The organism is Kluyvera georgiana ATCC 51603 (genome assembly GCF_001654985.1).
Lineage (GTDB): Bacteria > Pseudomonadota > Gammaproteobacteria > Enterobacterales > Enterobacteriaceae > Kluyvera > Kluyvera georgiana.
Genome location: NZ_LXEU01000091.1, coordinates 1 through 14330 on the forward strand (window position 1 = coordinate 1; position 14330 = coordinate 14330).

Genomic DNA, 14330 nt, shown 5'->3' on the forward strand with positions numbered 1-14330 from the left:
TGTTAATGGCAAAACTTATGATAAAGGCGGTGAGCAATACGCGGTGAGGCGTGATTTTATGCGCTAGTTAACAGTTATTTTTGGTGCAACCCGAAAAAGCGTGAGGGAGTGCAACCTATAGAAAAATGCTATCGCTGGCCTGGTGCATTCAATGTAAATGCGGTGTTAAATCGTTTGTGAAAAAATTCGGCTTCCGTCAGGATACGGTCGCTTCAAATTATTGCCCCGTTTCGGCAATGATAAAAACGGCAAATTGGGATATTGCCGACGCATAATTCTGGAGAGTTGAATGACTATAAGCACACCGATGCTGGTGACCTTTCTTGTCTATATTTTTGGCATGATCCTCATTGGCTTTTTTGCATGGCGCAACACCAAAAACTTTGACGACTATATTCTCGGTGGCCGCAGTCTTGGTCCCTTCGTGACCGCGCTTTCTGCGGGAGCCTCTGATATGAGCGGCTGGCTGCTGATGGGCCTGCCGGGAGCGATTTTTATCGCCGGGATTTCAGAGAGCTGGATCGCCATTGGACTGACGCTGGGCGCGTGGATCAACTGGAAACTGGTGGCCGGGCGTCTGCGCGTCCACACCGAAGCCAACAACAACGCCTTAACCCTGCCGGACTATTTCACCGGTCGCTTCGAAGATAACAGCCGCGTACTGCGGATCATCTCCGCGCTGGTGATTCTGCTGTTCTTCACCATTTACTGTGCCTCCGGGATTGTGGCCGGCGCTCGCCTGTTCGAGAGCACCTTCGGCATGAGCTATGAAACCGCACTGTGGGCCGGCGCGGCGGCGACGATTCTCTACACCTTTATCGGCGGTTTCCTCGCGGTGAGCTGGACCGATACCGTGCAGGCGAGCCTGATGATTTTTGCCCTGATCCTGACGCCGGTTATCGTGATCTTTGCCGTGGGCGGGCTGGGTGATTCGCTGGAAGTGATTAAGCAAAAGAGCATTGAGAACGTGGATATGCTCAAAGGGCTGAATTTCGTGGCGATTGTTTCGCTGATGGGCTGGGGGCTGGGTTACTTTGGTCAGCCGCATATCCTGGCGCGCTTTATGGCTGCGGACTCCCACCACAGCATCGTGCATGCTCGTCGTATCAGTATGACCTGGATGATCCTGTGCCTTGCAGGCGCGGTGGCGGTCGGTTTCTTCGGCATTGCCTACTTCCAGAATAACCCGTCTGTCGCAGGCCCGGTCAGCCAGAACGCCGAGCGCGTGTTCATTGAGCTGGCGCAGATTCTGTTTAACCCGTGGATTGCCGGTATTCTGCTGTCGGCCATTCTGGCGGCGGTGATGTCGACGCTGAGCTGCCAGCTGCTGGTTTGTTCAAGCGCGATTACCGAAGATCTGTACAAGGCATTCCTGCGCAAAAACGCCAGCCAGAAAGAGCTGGTGTGGGTAGGGCGTCTGATGGTGCTGGTGGTCGCGCTGGTAGCGATTGCGCTGGCTGCTAATCCGGAAAACCGCGTGCTGGGCCTGGTGAGCTACGCGTGGGCTGGCTTTGGCGCGGCGTTCGGGCCGGTGGTACTGTTCTCGGTCATGTGGTCACGCATGACGCGCAACGGCGCGCTGGCGGGGATGATCATCGGTGCCGCTACCGTTATCGTCTGGAAACAGTTCGGCTGGCTGGGCCTGTACGAAATTATCCCGGGCTTTATCTTCGGTAGCGTTGGCATCGTGCTGTTCAGCCTGCTGGGTAAAGCGCCGTCGGCCAGTATGCAGGAGCGCTTCGCCAAAGCGGATGCGCATTACCACTCTGCACCGCCGTCGCGTTTACAGCAAGAGTAAGGTTGTACGCTGCCATCCGGTAATCTGCACCGAATTGCCTGATGGCGCTACGCTTATCAGGCCTACATTACGTGTATTACCATAGCGCGGTAGGCCGGATAAGGCGTTCACGCCGCCATCCGGCAATCTGCCCCGAGCTGCCTGATGGCGCTGCGCTTATCAGGCCTACATAAACCCGCGGCTTCGCGGGTTTTTTTACGCGTATTGCTATAGCGCGCTAGTGATAATTAACGCAACTATATCCCCGCTATTCTTTTACATCTCGTCATCATTTCCATCATATTTCGCTTGTGTTTCCTTTTTGCTTAATGATAATCACTATCACTCACATTTACCTGTCTTTGCAAAAGTTGACGGCGTTTCACATTTAAGGGTGTTTGCATGTTTGTTCCTTTTCTCATCATGTTGCGCGAAGGGCTGGAAGCGGCGCTGATTGTCAGCCTGATTGCCAGCTATCTGAAACGTACCCAGCGCGGTCGCTGGATTGGGGTAATGTGGATTGGCGTGATTCTGGCCGCCGCGCTGTGCTTAGGGTTAGGCATCTTTATCAACGAGACTACCGGCGAGTTCCCGCAAAAGGAGCAGGAGCTGTTTGAAGGGCTGGTGGCCGTAGTGGCGGTCGTGATTCTGACGTGGATGGTGTTCTGGATGCGCAAAGTGTCGCGCAACGTTAAACAGCAGCTTGAGCTGGCGGTGGATAACGCGTTGCAGAAGGGCAACAACCACGGTTGGGCGCTGATTATGATGGTCTTTTTCGCCGTGGCGCGCGAAGGGCTGGAGTCGGTCTTCTTCCTGTTGGCGGCTTTCCAGCAGGATCTCGGCATCTGGCCGCCGTTAGGCGCGATGCTGGGGCTGGCGACAGCGATAGTGCTGGGCTTTCTGCTGTATTGGGGCGGCATTCGCCTCAACCTTGGCGTCTTCTTCCGTTGGACCAGCCTTTTTATTCTGCTGGTGGCTGCAGGGCTGGCTGCGGGAGCCATTCGCGCTTTCCACGAGGCTGGTCTGTGGAACGCTTTCCAGGACGTCGCCTTCGATCTCAGCGGCACCCTGACTACGCATTCGCTTTTTGGCACCCTGCTGGAAGGCATCTTTGGTTATCAGGAAGCGCCGAGCGTTAGCGAAGTGGCGGTCTATTTCCTGTATCTGATTCCGGCGCTGGCGCTGTTCTTCTGGCCGCCGCGCGTAACGACTTCAACATCACGTATCGCCCCGTAAGGCTGATAACGGTTGCTTAGTGACAACATACTTTTGAAAGGGATGGACCATGACTAAGAACTTCCACCGCAGCGCGTTGCAGTTGGGTATTGCTGCGCTTTTCTCATCCGCTTTTATGGCGCAGGCTGCGGATATTCCGCAGGTTAAAGTCACCGTCAATGACAAGCAGTGCGAACCGATGTCCATCACCGTGAACGCCGGTAAAACCCAGTTTATCATTCAGAACCACAGCCAGAAGGCGCTGGAGTGGGAGATCCTCAAAGGGGTGATGGTGGTGGAAGAGCGCGAAAATATCGCGCCGGGCTTCACTCAGAAGATGACCGCCAACCTGCAGCCGGGCGAATATGACATGACCTGCGGCCTGCTGACCAACCCGAAAGGCAAGCTGATCGTGAAAGGCGAAGCCACCAAAGATGCGGCGAAAACCAACGCGTTGCTGAGCCTCAACGACGCTATCACCGCCTATAAAACCTATGTGACGGCGGAAACCGCCGCGCTGGTGCAGGGCTCCAAAGCCTTTACCGACGCGGTGAAAGCGGGCGATATCGAAAAAGCGAAATCCCAGTATGCGCCGACGCGCCAGCACTACGAGCGTATTGAGCCGATCGCCGAACTATTTTCCGACCTGGACGGCAGTATTGATGCCCGTGAAGACGATTACGAGCAGAAAGCGGCGGATCCGAAATTCACCGGTTTCCATCGTCTGGAAAAAGCGCTGTTTGGTGATAACAGCACCAAAGGGATGGAGCACTATGCCGACCAGCTGAACAGCGATGTGCTGGAGCTGCAAAAACGCATCGACGAGCTGGCCTTCCCGCCGTCAAAAGTGGTGGGCGGCGCGGCTGGCCTGATTGAGGAAGTGGCGGCGAGCAAAATCAGCGGTGAAGAAGACCGCTACAGCCATACCGATCTGTGGGACTTCCAGGCCAACATCGACGGCGCGCAGAAGATTGTTGACCTGCTGCGTCCGCAGCTGCAAAAAGAAAACAGCGCGCTGCTGGCAAAAGTTGACGCCAACTTCAAGAAAGTGGACGGTATCCTCGGCAAATATCGTACCAAAGACGGTTTTGAAACCTACGATAAGCTGACCGATGCGGACCGTAATGCGCTGAAAGGGCCGATCACCACGCTGGCGGAAGATCTGGCGCAGCTGCGTGGGATTCTGGGACTGGACTAAGTACGATGGCAAAGCACTACGCAGACGAGCTGAATGAACCTTCACGTCGTCGTTTATTAAAAGGGATCGGCGCGCTGGGTGGCGCGCTGGCGATTTCCGGCGGCTGCCCGGTAGCGCATGCGGCGAAGGACAGCGACGCGCCGGTGGCTAATAGCCGCATGGAGACGCAGCCGTTTTACGGCGAGCATCAGGCGGGCGTGCTGACGCCGCAGCAGGCGTCGATGATGCTGGTGGCGTTTGATGTGCTGGCGGCGGATAAGGCCGATCTTGAGCGCCTGTTCCGTCTGCTGACCGACCGTATTGCCTTTCTCACGAAGGGCGGTCCCGCACCGGATACGCCGAACCCGCGACTGCCGCCGATGGATTCTGGCATTCTCGGGGCATTTATTGCCCCGGATAACCTGACCATGACGGTGTCGGTTGGACACTCGCTGTTTGACAGCCGCTTTGGCCTGGCCGATAAAGCGCCGAAGAAGCTGCAAAAAATGGTGCGCTTCCCCAACGATTCGCTGGACGCGGCGCTGTGCCATGGCGATCTGCTGCTGCAGATTTGTGCCAATACTCAGGATACGGTGATCCATGCGCTGCGCGATATTATTAAGCACACGCCGGATCTGCTGAGCGTGCGCTGGAAGCGGGAAGGGTTTATCTCCGACCACGCCGCGCGCAGCAAGGGCAAAGAGACGCCGGTGAACCTGCTGGGCTTTAAAGACGGTACCGCCAACCCGGACAGCCACGATAAGCCGCTGATGGATGAGGTGGTGTGGGTAACCGGCGATCAGGATGAGCCCGCGTGGGCAAAGGGCGGTTCGTACCAGGCGGTGCGCATCATCCAGTTCCACGTTGAGTTCTGGGATCGCACGCCGCTCAAAGAGCAGCAGACGATCTTTGGCCGTGACAAGCACAGCGGCGCGCCGCTGGGGATGCGCAACGAGCACGATGTGCCGGACTACAGCCGCGATCCGCACGGTGAGGTGATAGCGCTGGATAGCCACATTCGTCTCGCTAACCCGCGTACTAAAGAGACGCAGTCGAGCCTGATGATGCGTCGCGGCTATAGCTATTCGCTGGGGGTCACCAACTCGGGGCAACTGGATATGGGGCTGCTGTTTGTCTGCTACCAGCACGATCTTGAGAAAGGGTTCCTGACGGTGCAGAAGCGTTTGAACGGTGAGGCGCTGGAGGAGTATGTAAAGCCGATTGGCGGCGGGTATTTCTTCGTGCTGCCGGGCGTGGTGTCGGAGCAGAGCTATCTGGGGAGTACATTGTTGCTGGCCTGAGTGCAGTCCCGGCGGCGCTTCACTTGGCCGGGCTACATCGTTCGATGCATATTTGTCGCCCGGCCGCACATCGCGACGCCGGGTTTGTGTTTATAGGCCGGATAAGGCGTTTTCGCCGCCATCCGGCAATGTACGGCACACATTTGTCGCCCTGGCGAGCGCAAGCGCCCCAGGATTCCCCCCAAATGTCAAAATATCGCCAAAAATCAGTCCTTTTTTCCATTTTCTCCCAGATTGATATAAAACTGTCATATAAGTGTCAGATGCTATCTCTGTCATCTATCGTTGAATTTATGTAAATATCATGTTGCATCTTTGGTTGTTTTAGATGTAATAATAAATAAAGCGGTAGTTTCCGTTTCACTATGGAGATCGCGAATGGTAGCGTCCTTGACTGGACTCAACAGACCAACAGCCCGCACCATCCAGCGCGGAGGCCCCATCTCCGGCAGCGATTTCGTCACCTCAAATTTTCTCCTGTATCAAATTCAACTCGCAGTTCCCGACCCGATGCGCGGTGCGCGTAGCCGTGCGTTGGCGTCATTTCGACAGGCAGTTGCTATGGCTTACAAGGAAGCCAAACCTCAGACGTTCGTGCGCATAATCGCGCTGCCGTTAGCGCGTGTGATGTAAACTAACAACTCAAGGTGCTATCCATGGGAAGACAAAAAGCAGTGATCAAAGCTCGTCGCGAAGCAAAACGTGTGCTGAGACGGGATTCACGCAGTCATAAACAACGTGAAGAAGAATCGGTCACCTCGCTTGTGCAGATGAGTGGTGTGGAAGCGATAGGCATGGCGCGGGATACCCGTGACCACTCGCCGATTGCGGCCCGCAATGACGCTCAGGCCCACTACCTGAATGCTATCGAGAGTAAGCAGCTGATCTTCGCGACCGGCGAAGCGGGCTGCGGCAAGACCTGGATCAGCGCGGCGAAAGCCGCGGAGGCGCTCATCCACAAGGACGTCGAGAAGATTATCGTGACGCGCCCCGTCCTTCAGGCCGACGAAGACCTGGGGTTCCTGCCCGGCGACATCTCGGAGAAATTCGCCCCGTATTTCCGCCCCGTCTACGACGTGCTGGTGAAACGACTGGGTGCCTCCTTTATGCAATATTGCCTGCGCCCGGAAATTGGTAAGGTAGAGATCGCGCCGTTCGCCTATATGCGCGGACGAACATTTGAAAATGCGGTGGTGATTCTGGACGAGGCCCAGAACGTCACGGCGGCACAAATGAAGATGTTTTTAACCCGCCTCGGGGAGAACGTCACGGTTATCGTGAACGGGGATATCACCCAGTGTGACCTGCCGCGCGGCGTTCAGTCTGGCCTTAGCGATGCGCTGGAGCGTTTTGAAGAAGATGAGATGATCGGGATCGTTCGATTCACCAAAGAGGATTGCGTACGTTCGGCGCTGTGCCAGCGTACGCTGAAAGCCTACTACTAACCGTTGTCACGTCTGCAAAGCCCGGGAAACCGGGCTTTGTTGTTTATGGCTGTTGCAAATGCGACAGCCGCGGCGCAAGCCAGTTGCATTTCACACCGCAGATGGCACCCACACTCTCTAATTCATTGAAATATATGACCATCGATGCTGGCGCAAAGCTTGCTATCAACAGATATAACTTAACAGCGTAAAGACACGATAATTCATTCCAGAAAAGGATATGTACAAATATCAAGCGGATAATTGTGTTGGCACGCGCGGATAATATCAAAGAGATGATGCTATGCCAGTAACCCAGGATACCCCAGATTATATTCAACACCCCCCTCATGCTTATCGCATCACCAGCGATGAGGAAGCCATCAGTATTGCCCATGAAATTGCCGCGTATTTGCAGCCCGGCGCCGCGGAACGCGACCTCAGCGGCGTTGTGCCGCCAGAGGTAGTGGACACCTTTTCCAACAGTGGGCTGTGGGGCATCACCATTCCGCGTGAATATGGCGGCGCGGAGGTGTCGGCTGCCACGCTGGCGGCGGTCATTGCGATTATCTCCGCGGCGGATCCGGCGCTGGGACAAATCCCGCAAAACCATTACTGCCTGCTGGAAGATATTCGCCTGCAGGGCAGCGACGAACAGCGACGCTTTTTCTTTGAACTGGCGCTCAGCGGCCACCGTTTTGCCAACGCGCTGTCGGAAACCGGCGGCAAGACGGTGCAGGATATCCAGACCCGATTGACCCGCACGGCAGAAGGGCTGCGTATCAACGGACGTAAAGGTTATTGCACCGGTTCTCTGTATGCGCACTGGCTGGGCGTGCTGGCGCTGGACGAAGAGGGGCGAGCGCAGCTGGCGTTTGTGCCGCGGCGCGCACCGGGGCTGACGGTGGTTAACGACTGGGCATGTCTGGGGCAACGCACAACCTCGAGCGGCACGGTGCTGGTCGACAATCTGCCGGTTGAGCCGTTCAATCTGATTGCGAGCTGGAAGTCGTACGACACGCCAACTCTGGCCGGGCCGTTTGCGCAGCTGACGACGGCGGCGATTGACGCCGGAATCGCCCGTGCGGCGCTGAACGACACCGTCAGTTTTGTGAATCAATTTGCTCGTCCGTGGATTGATGCCGGCGTGGAACGCGCTGGCGACGATCCGTTGACCATTTACCAGATTGGCGTGCTCGACAGCCGCATTGCCGCTGCGGAAGCGCTGCTGGAGCAGGCCGGAAAGGTACTGGACCGTTATAAGCATCATTTGAGCGAAAGACGGTGGCGCTGGCTTCGCTCGCCGTGGCGCGCGCCAAAATCTTTACCACCGAAGCCGCGCTGGAGGCCGCTTCACGGCTGTTTGAGCTGGGGGGAACGCGTTCAACCCATCCACGCTACAACTTCGATCGCCACTGGCGTAATGGCCGCGTGCACACGCTGCACGATCCTGTGCGCTGGAAATACCACCTGCTTGGCAACTGGGTTCTCAACGGCAAGGCTCCGGCGCGTCACGACTGGAACTAGGAGAGATCATGCTCGCTTTTCTCGCTGAGATTGACTGGGGGGACGTGGCCGAAGCCGGAGTCGATACGTTAACCATGCTGGGCTGGGCGCTCGGTTTTACCATCCTGATCGGTTTGCCGCTGGGCATTCTGCTGTATCTGACCGGACAGCCGCGCCTGCTGTATGCACCATTGCTGCATCGCGTGCTGTCGTTGCTGGTGAACGTTATGCGTTCTCTACCGTTCATTATTTTGCTGATTGTGATGATTCCGTTCACCACGCTGATTACCGGAACGTCGCTGGGCGTTCAGGGCACGATACCACCGCTGGTGGCGGGCTGCGCGCCGTTCTTTGCACGTCTGGTCGAGACATCGCTACGCGAGGTCGATCACGGGCTGGTGGAAGCCAACTGGGCGATGGGCGGCAATACCTGGCAGCTTATTTGGTACACGCTGCTGCCGGAATCACGCTCGGGTCTGATTGCCGCCGTGACCGTCACGGCGATTGTGCTGGTGGATTACACCTCCATGGCGGCGGCGGGCTGGGCGATCTCGCCATTCGCTTTGGCTACCAGCGTTTTCAGACGGACGTCATGGCGGTCACGGTCGTCCTGCTGATTGCGCTGGTGCAGATATTACAAATGAGCGGCGACCGCCTGGTGCGCCGCATGAGTCGAAAATAACCATACCGACAGGGTGAGATGATGAAAAAGACGATGATTGCCGGGTTGCTGGCGCTGTTTTCCCTTTCTGCCGCCGCAAACGAAACGCTGGTGGTGGGCGCGACGCCGGTGCCGCATGCCGAAATTCTGGAGTTTGTGAAGCCGACGCTAGCAAAGGAGGGCGTTGATTTGCAGGTGAAGGTCTTTAACGACTTTATCCAGCCGAATCAGCAACTGGCGGAAAAAAATCTGGATGCCAACTACTACCAGTATCGCCCGTTCCTTGATGATTACAACAAGAGCCGCCACACCAATCTGGTTCCGGTGGTCGGCGTGCATATCGAGCCGTTTGGTGCTTATTCGACGAAATACAAAAGTCTTAGCGAGTTGCCGGAGGGGGCGACCATTGCCATTCCTAACGATCCGGTCAATACCGGGCGGGCGTTGGTGCTGCTGAGCGAGGCGGGGCTGATTACGTTGAAACATCCGGAGGATCCGCAATCAACACAGAAGGATATCACCGCCAACCCGCACCACTTCAAGATTCGCCCGCTGGAAGGCGCCATGCTGGCCCGGGCGGTGAGTCAGGTGGATCTGGCGTTTATTTTCGCCAACTACGCGCTGGAAGCCGGTATTGATACCGATAAAGCGCTGATCGTCGAGAAAGGCAAAAGCCTGTATATCGAATACCTCGTCGCGCGCCCGGATAACATTAACGACCCCGGTATCCAGAAACTGGCCAAAGCGCTCAACTCCGATGCGGTTCGCCAGTTCATTCTGACGAAGTATCAGGGAAAGATCGCCCCCGGTTTCTAGGAGAGTGGCTATGACGCAACATCCGCATATTCGCCTGCAGGGCATCAGCAAAACCTACGCTAACGGCGTGCAGGCGCTGGACGATATCAGTCTGGATATCCACGCCGGAGAAGTGTTCGGCATTATCGGGCGCAGCGGTGCGGGGAAATCAACGCTGTTGCGCTTATTTAACCGTCTGGAAAGCGCCGATCGCGGAGAGATCGCGATTCATGGCGTGCCCATTCGCGGGGATGGGCGAAGGCAGCTACGGGATCTACGCCGTCGTGTGGCGATGATCTTTCAACATTTCAATCTGATGTCGACGAAGACAGTGGCGGAGAATGTCGAGCTGCCGCTGAGAATGGCCGGGATTCCTGCCGCTGAACGTCGTCGGAGAGTGGACGATATTTTACGATTAGTGGGATTGGAAGCCTTGCGTGACAGTTGGCCCGCGCGGTTGTCAGGTGGGCAAAAGCAGCGTACCGGCATTGCCCGTGCGCTGGTTACCCAGCCGGAGATTTTATTGTGCGATGAAGCCACCTCGGCGCTCGACCCAGAGAACACGTTGGCGGTGCTTAGCTTACTGAAAGAGATTAATCAGCGGCTATGGCTAACGATTATTCTAATCACTCATGAAATGGATGTGATTCGCACACTCTGCGATCGGGTCGCGGTACTGGAAAAGGGGCGCGTTATCGAACAGGGTGAAGTGTGGCGCGTATTTGGCGACCCGCAGCACGAGGTTACGCGTGGGATGTTAGGCACATTGCACCATGGACGGGTTGAAAACGTCGAGTTTGTCGCTCGGGGGCAGCAACTGCTGACGCTGCATTTTAACGGCGCCAACGGGCGCGGGCCGGATCTCCAGCAGATTGCCAGCGTGCTGGGCGGCGGCGCTCAGCTGGTTTACAGCAGCTGCGAGCCGATTCAGGGTCGGGTGGTTGGGCAACTCAAAATTCGCCTGCCGGCACCGCTTACGGCGGAACGGCTGCGGCTGGCGGAGCAGGTGGCCGACAGTATTGCGATGCAAATCGCGGGGTAGGGGCGGGGAGGGGCTGGCTGTGGTGTCACATAGTCCAGTTCTTCCTGAGTCCCGGCTTTACGATGATTTTCAGCTCTCGCTTTTCTCATAACCTCATGTCCTATATGAGACTATCCAGAGGATTTGTTTTTAAACGCCGCAGTATCCAAGCATATTAAATTTCTTTTCGCTGTTTCTTGTTTTGATGATGATAACGGCTTTAATATCACTTCCTTCCTCATCCTCTGTTGACTCTGCAATCGGAGTCTGTTCCACAGTGACCGAAATGTCTCTGTTTTTGAATATTGAGGTATTTTTTCCTGATGATATTTGCTTCAATATAGTTATCTCTCCATTCAATTTCATGATGGCAGAGTATGTACACTCTTCTCCACCCACAGGGCAAATTGCACCCTCAATATAGTTATAGGAATCCTTTTCCTTATTGTCGGCTAAGCTCAGAGTACAAGTAGAGTGCCTCAAATCATCAGTAATCTCCCCATCAGTAACCTCACCAATGTCGACATTATTAGCGTTTAGGTCATTCAACAGTATGTTGTCAGGTTCGGTTGCTGCACAACCAGCAATGCCAGATAGCATCAAAGCTAAGAGAAATACTATATTTTTAAGCATCGTCATCGATTCCTTGGAGATTAAGGTTTGGGAAGATTATTTTTCCATTCATTCAGATATGGTGCAGGATTTGTTATATCAGAACGCCTCCTGAAATCTCCTACACGTGTTGCAAGACTGGCCGAAGATGCGGCGTTGGTATAAATCTCCAGATGTAGCATGGACGAACCACTTTCTAGTCTCCCTACTTTAGCAATAATTTGTCCTTTTTTGACAGATTTTCCTCCTGTGTATGAACCATTAGCAATTTCGCCATAACGAAGAAGAAGGTTACCATGTCTGATTTCTACGGCATAAGTGCCAGAATAAAAGGAGTAGGGTCCACGAACCAGGACGCCATCCGCAACAGCATAAATAGGTGTCCCCACAGGGAATATTAAATCACAGCCAGCATGTTTGCGTGCACTTCCATCTCTGGCATGTTGCTGAACCAGTGGTTTTATAATTTCAACGTCTACTGTTTTATTCATTACTTCAGCCTGATAGGTATGTTATTCAAATTCCATTGAATCAAACATGACATTCCATTCATTGCCATTATAAATTGCTACCCCCCGCGAACCACACACTATCATCACGGTACCATCGGGTGAAACATCAATGCGTTTACTTAAAACGGCTACTTCGGGTGGTATTGGTTTATGTTTTGCGTACATGGCAAGTACAAGTTTTTCATCTTCCAGCACCCATATGCCATAATCGCTGGCGCACCAGAGGCGCCCATCGAACCATCCCATATCGAGGAAAGGCATACTCATTGCGCCATTAATGATTTTTTCCCATTTTTCATCACGGCCTTTCCAGATTGCACCGTCAAAATCTGCAATATAAACGAAACCATCACCACCGCAGCAAACGGTATACAGTAGCTTATTTGTAGGAAATGCAATCTGTTGCCATTTTTTTCCATCAAAATGATAAACAGTTCCCATTCCACCTACGGCATACATGTCCGATTCAGAAAAGCCAGATAAATCCTCAAATAAACTCCGGGATATAGCCTCTGCTTTTCCCTCTATATAGCCATCCGGGACAGGTAACGTTTTTGACCACTCCTCCCAGACCTGATGCGTAATACGTTTGTATACCCGAAAAGCACCACCAATAGCATAAACACTGGCTCCTACTCTGATAACTTTGCTGATTGCAGGTTTCAGATCAGAAGAGCCAGGAATGGGGATATCAATTCTATTCTCTACCCCCTTGTATTCCCTTGTTTTATAGCTTACGACCTGGCGATCGGTACTGGAAATTACAAATTCAGATTGTGAGGGGGTCCAACCTGAAGATATGGTTGCTAATGATACGTTCTCCAAAAGCATGGAGAAAACACGTTTTTCTGGAGGGTTATTGATAACTATTGAAATCAGTTTTTGCTTGGGGGTATACCACGGATTATCATACTCTTCATGATCTTCATCGACAATTTCAATTAACAAAAGTCCAACTCTGCCATGTTCAAATCCGTATGTACAATCATATACATCAAAATTTTTAAAAAATTTCCACATACTTCCATCTATAATCATGTTATCACCTTAGTTATCTTCATTTTCAGTATTATCTGTTTCAGTTTTATCTTGACTATGGTTTTGAGCTTCACCAGAAGCAGAATTTACTCTTGCAGAATTCAAATCACCGCAGGTATAGGCATCTCCATAAGCTTTGTCCAGTTGTGCTTTCAGGCATGACTTATCACAACCATACATTGCAGCAACCTGATCAATAACTATATTTCTGGCTGTTTCATATTTCATTTCCTTCCCAACACTTTCTTTTCTTATTAGTTTCCCTGTCATCGCATGCATCATCCCATGCGACCCTGTGTGATTATCCTTCCCTTCAAGGCAGATTGTAGGGCCTTTACCTTCTGTATAGTCCCCCCAACACTTTCTTGTCGGGTATTTATCCCTTGGCATTCTGCTTTTCAGTTTTCCATTTTCATCCCGATGGCTGGGATCATTATTCCATACCTTTCTGGCTGCCGCAGATTGCTCCAGATCCCGGAACATGGTATCAGGCAACAGATGGTGTCCGGTTTGTCCCGGGCAGCATCCTTTTCCTCCCCAGGAGTTGGGGGAGTCGGTCTTACTAAAGGGAACGAGCATACATTTCCTGGCACGTAAACAACGATTCGCATAAGCATAAGCAGCCTGCGTTTCAGCCATTATTTCATTAGCGAGGGAGCTTTTTTCTTTTTCGGATAGCTTTTCAAAGTTTATGATTTTATCTTTATATTTTTGAAATGTCTGAATGGCTTCTTTTTGTTTGCCCAATATTTCCTTTAATTCTTTAAGTTCGTCCTTTAATTCGCTGTATTCTTCAATTGCGTCCACCACGTCACAGGCTGTCATTACCCAGCCTATGTAAGGTATGAGTTTTTTTAGCATACCTTTGCCTAACTGTTTTTTTATTGCTTCTCCTAAGAAATCATCTGTTCTCTCTTCGATGTTTTTAATAACTTCCTTTTCCAGCTTATTTTTTGCATCTTCAAGCAAACGATCAATATCCCCCCATTCATTTATCCACTCATCAAATTGTTTCAATCCAGGCTTAAGCATAAGCGGTCCGCAATGCTCGAAAATCCAGGAATCATTTTTATCATTCTCCCGGTCTTTTGGAATACCTTTGCGTTTTCGATGATGATGCTCATCTGGTTTACAGTGCTCCTCCATTTTTTTCTTTTGTTTTGCACACTCTTTGGCAACTTTCGCACTGTCCATGTAATAAGATGGTGGCGTATTCGCTGTTGAACCGTGGTTATGCGTCATTATATCTTCATGGCGCGGCACTTCCAGTCCTTCAAATTTCACATTCGGT

Annotated in this window: 12 protein-coding genes and 2 pseudogenes; 9 read left to right on the forward strand and 5 right to left on the reverse strand. The window is 52.9% G+C overall.

Annotated features, from left to right (window positions below):
• Positions 1-289: 289 nt before the first annotated feature.
• From putP to efeB, 4 genes are all read left to right on the forward strand, one after another.
• A complete protein-coding gene (gene putP / locus M989_RS22160; protein WP_064548990.1) occupies positions 290-1798 on the forward strand; it encodes a sodium/proline symporter PutP in 1509 nt (502 codons plus the stop codon).
• 381 nt (positions 1799-2179) lie between these two features.
• Entirely contained in the window at positions 2180-3013 is an 834-nt protein-coding gene (gene efeU / locus M989_RS22165) for an iron uptake transporter permease EfeU (RefSeq protein WP_064548992.1), read from the forward strand.
• A gap of 49 nt (positions 3014-3062) precedes the next feature.
• Positions 3063-4190: an iron uptake system protein EfeO gene (gene efeO, locus M989_RS22170; RefSeq protein WP_064548994.1), complete on the forward strand. Its 1128-nt coding sequence runs from the start codon at positions 3063-3065 to the stop codon at positions 4188-4190.
• Positions 4191-4195: 5 nt separating this feature from the next.
• On the forward strand, positions 4196-5470 hold the full coding sequence (efeB, locus tag M989_RS22175; RefSeq protein WP_064548995.1) for an iron uptake transporter deferrochelatase/peroxidase subunit: 1275 nt from the start codon (positions 4196-4198) through the stop codon (positions 5468-5470).
• Between the two features lie 302 nt (positions 5471-5772).
• Here the strand turns inward: efeB and M989_RS25715 are convergent, their stop codons facing one another.
• Complete coding sequence (locus M989_RS25715) at positions 5773-5934, reverse strand: hypothetical protein (RefSeq protein WP_157093590.1); 162 nt, start codon at positions 5932-5934, stop codon at positions 5773-5775.
• A 192-nt stretch (positions 5935-6126) separates the two neighbouring features.
• Between M989_RS25715 and phoH the strand changes: the two genes are divergently transcribed.
• The 5 genes and pseudogenes from phoH (at position 6127) to M989_RS22205 (ending at position 10898) form a co-directional block, all read left to right on the forward strand.
• A complete protein-coding gene (phoH, locus tag M989_RS22185; RefSeq protein WP_064548999.1) occupies positions 6127-6915 on the forward strand; it encodes a phosphate starvation-inducible protein PhoH in 789 nt (262 codons plus the stop codon).
• A gap of 283 nt (positions 6916-7198) precedes the next feature.
• A pseudogene (locus M989_RS22190) lies at positions 7199-8421 on the forward strand (SfnB family sulfur acquisition oxidoreductase).
• A gap of 8 nt (positions 8422-8429) precedes the next feature.
• Positions 8430-9082 (forward strand): annotated as a pseudogene (locus M989_RS22195) (methionine ABC transporter permease).
• Between the two features lie 21 nt (positions 9083-9103).
• A complete protein-coding gene (locus tag M989_RS22200; RefSeq protein ID WP_064549000.1) occupies positions 9104-9877 on the forward strand; it encodes a MetQ/NlpA family ABC transporter substrate-binding protein in 774 nt (257 codons plus the stop codon).
• Positions 9878-9887: 10 nt separating this feature from the next.
• Entirely contained in the window at positions 9888-10898 is a 1011-nt protein-coding gene (locus M989_RS22205; protein WP_064549002.1) for a methionine ABC transporter ATP-binding protein, read from the forward strand.
• 129 nt (positions 10899-11027) lie between these two features.
• Here M989_RS22205 and M989_RS22210 read toward each other — a convergent pair whose 3' ends face one another.
• The 4 genes from M989_RS22210 to M989_RS26340 all read right to left on the reverse strand — a co-directional run.
• A complete protein-coding gene (locus tag M989_RS22210; RefSeq protein WP_245191283.1) occupies positions 11028-11516 on the reverse strand; it encodes an adhesin in 489 nt (162 codons plus the stop codon).
• Between the two features lie 14 nt (positions 11517-11530).
• Positions 11531-11980 carry a M23 family metallopeptidase gene (locus M989_RS24975; RefSeq protein WP_083965190.1) on the reverse strand — a complete coding sequence of 150 codons (450 nt, stop codon included), beginning with the start codon at positions 11978-11980 and terminating at the stop codon, positions 11531-11533.
• A gap of 21 nt (positions 11981-12001) precedes the next feature.
• On the reverse strand, positions 12002-13039 hold the full coding sequence (locus tag M989_RS25920) for a WD40/YVTN/BNR-like repeat-containing protein (RefSeq protein ID WP_064549004.1): 1038 nt from the start codon (positions 13037-13039) through the stop codon (positions 12002-12004).
• A gap of 9 nt (positions 13040-13048) precedes the next feature.
• A partial coding sequence (locus M989_RS26340) for an HNH/endonuclease VII fold toxin-2 domain-containing protein (protein WP_245191284.1) occupies positions 13049-14330 on the reverse strand: 1282 nt, incomplete at its 5' end.

Excerpts from the sequence above, each read along its gene's own strand:
- putP (WP_064548990.1), top strand. The coding sequence starts at position 290 with ATGACTATAAGCACACCGATGCTGGTGACCTTTCTTGTCTATATTTTT.
- efeU (WP_064548992.1), top strand. The coding sequence starts at position 2,180 with ATGTTTGTTCCTTTTCTCATCATGTTGCGCGAAGGGCTGGAAGCGGCG.
- efeO (WP_064548994.1), top strand. The coding sequence starts at position 3,063 with ATGACTAAGAACTTCCACCGCAGCGCGTTGCAGTTGGGTATTGCTGCG.
- efeB (WP_064548995.1), top strand. The coding sequence starts at position 4,196 with ATGGCAAAGCACTACGCAGACGAGCTGAATGAACCTTCACGTCGTCGT.
- phoH (WP_064548999.1), top strand. The coding sequence starts at position 6,127 with ATGGGAAGACAAAAAGCAGTGATCAAAGCTCGTCGCGAAGCAAAACGT.
- M989_RS22200 (WP_064549000.1), top strand. The coding sequence starts at position 9,104 with ATGAAAAAGACGATGATTGCCGGGTTGCTGGCGCTGTTTTCCCTTTCT.
- M989_RS22205 (WP_064549002.1), top strand. The coding sequence starts at position 9,888 with ATGACGCAACATCCGCATATTCGCCTGCAGGGCATCAGCAAAACCTAC.
- M989_RS22210 (WP_245191283.1), bottom strand. The coding sequence starts at position 11,516 with ATGACGATGCTTAAAAATATAGTATTTCTCTTAGCTTTGATGCTATCT.
- M989_RS24975 (WP_083965190.1), bottom strand. The coding sequence starts at position 11,980 with ATGAATAAAACAGTAGACGTTGAAATTATAAAACCACTGGTTCAGCAA.
- M989_RS25920 (WP_064549004.1), bottom strand. The coding sequence starts at position 13,039 with ATGATTATAGATGGAAGTATGTGGAAATTTTTTAAAAATTTTGATGTA.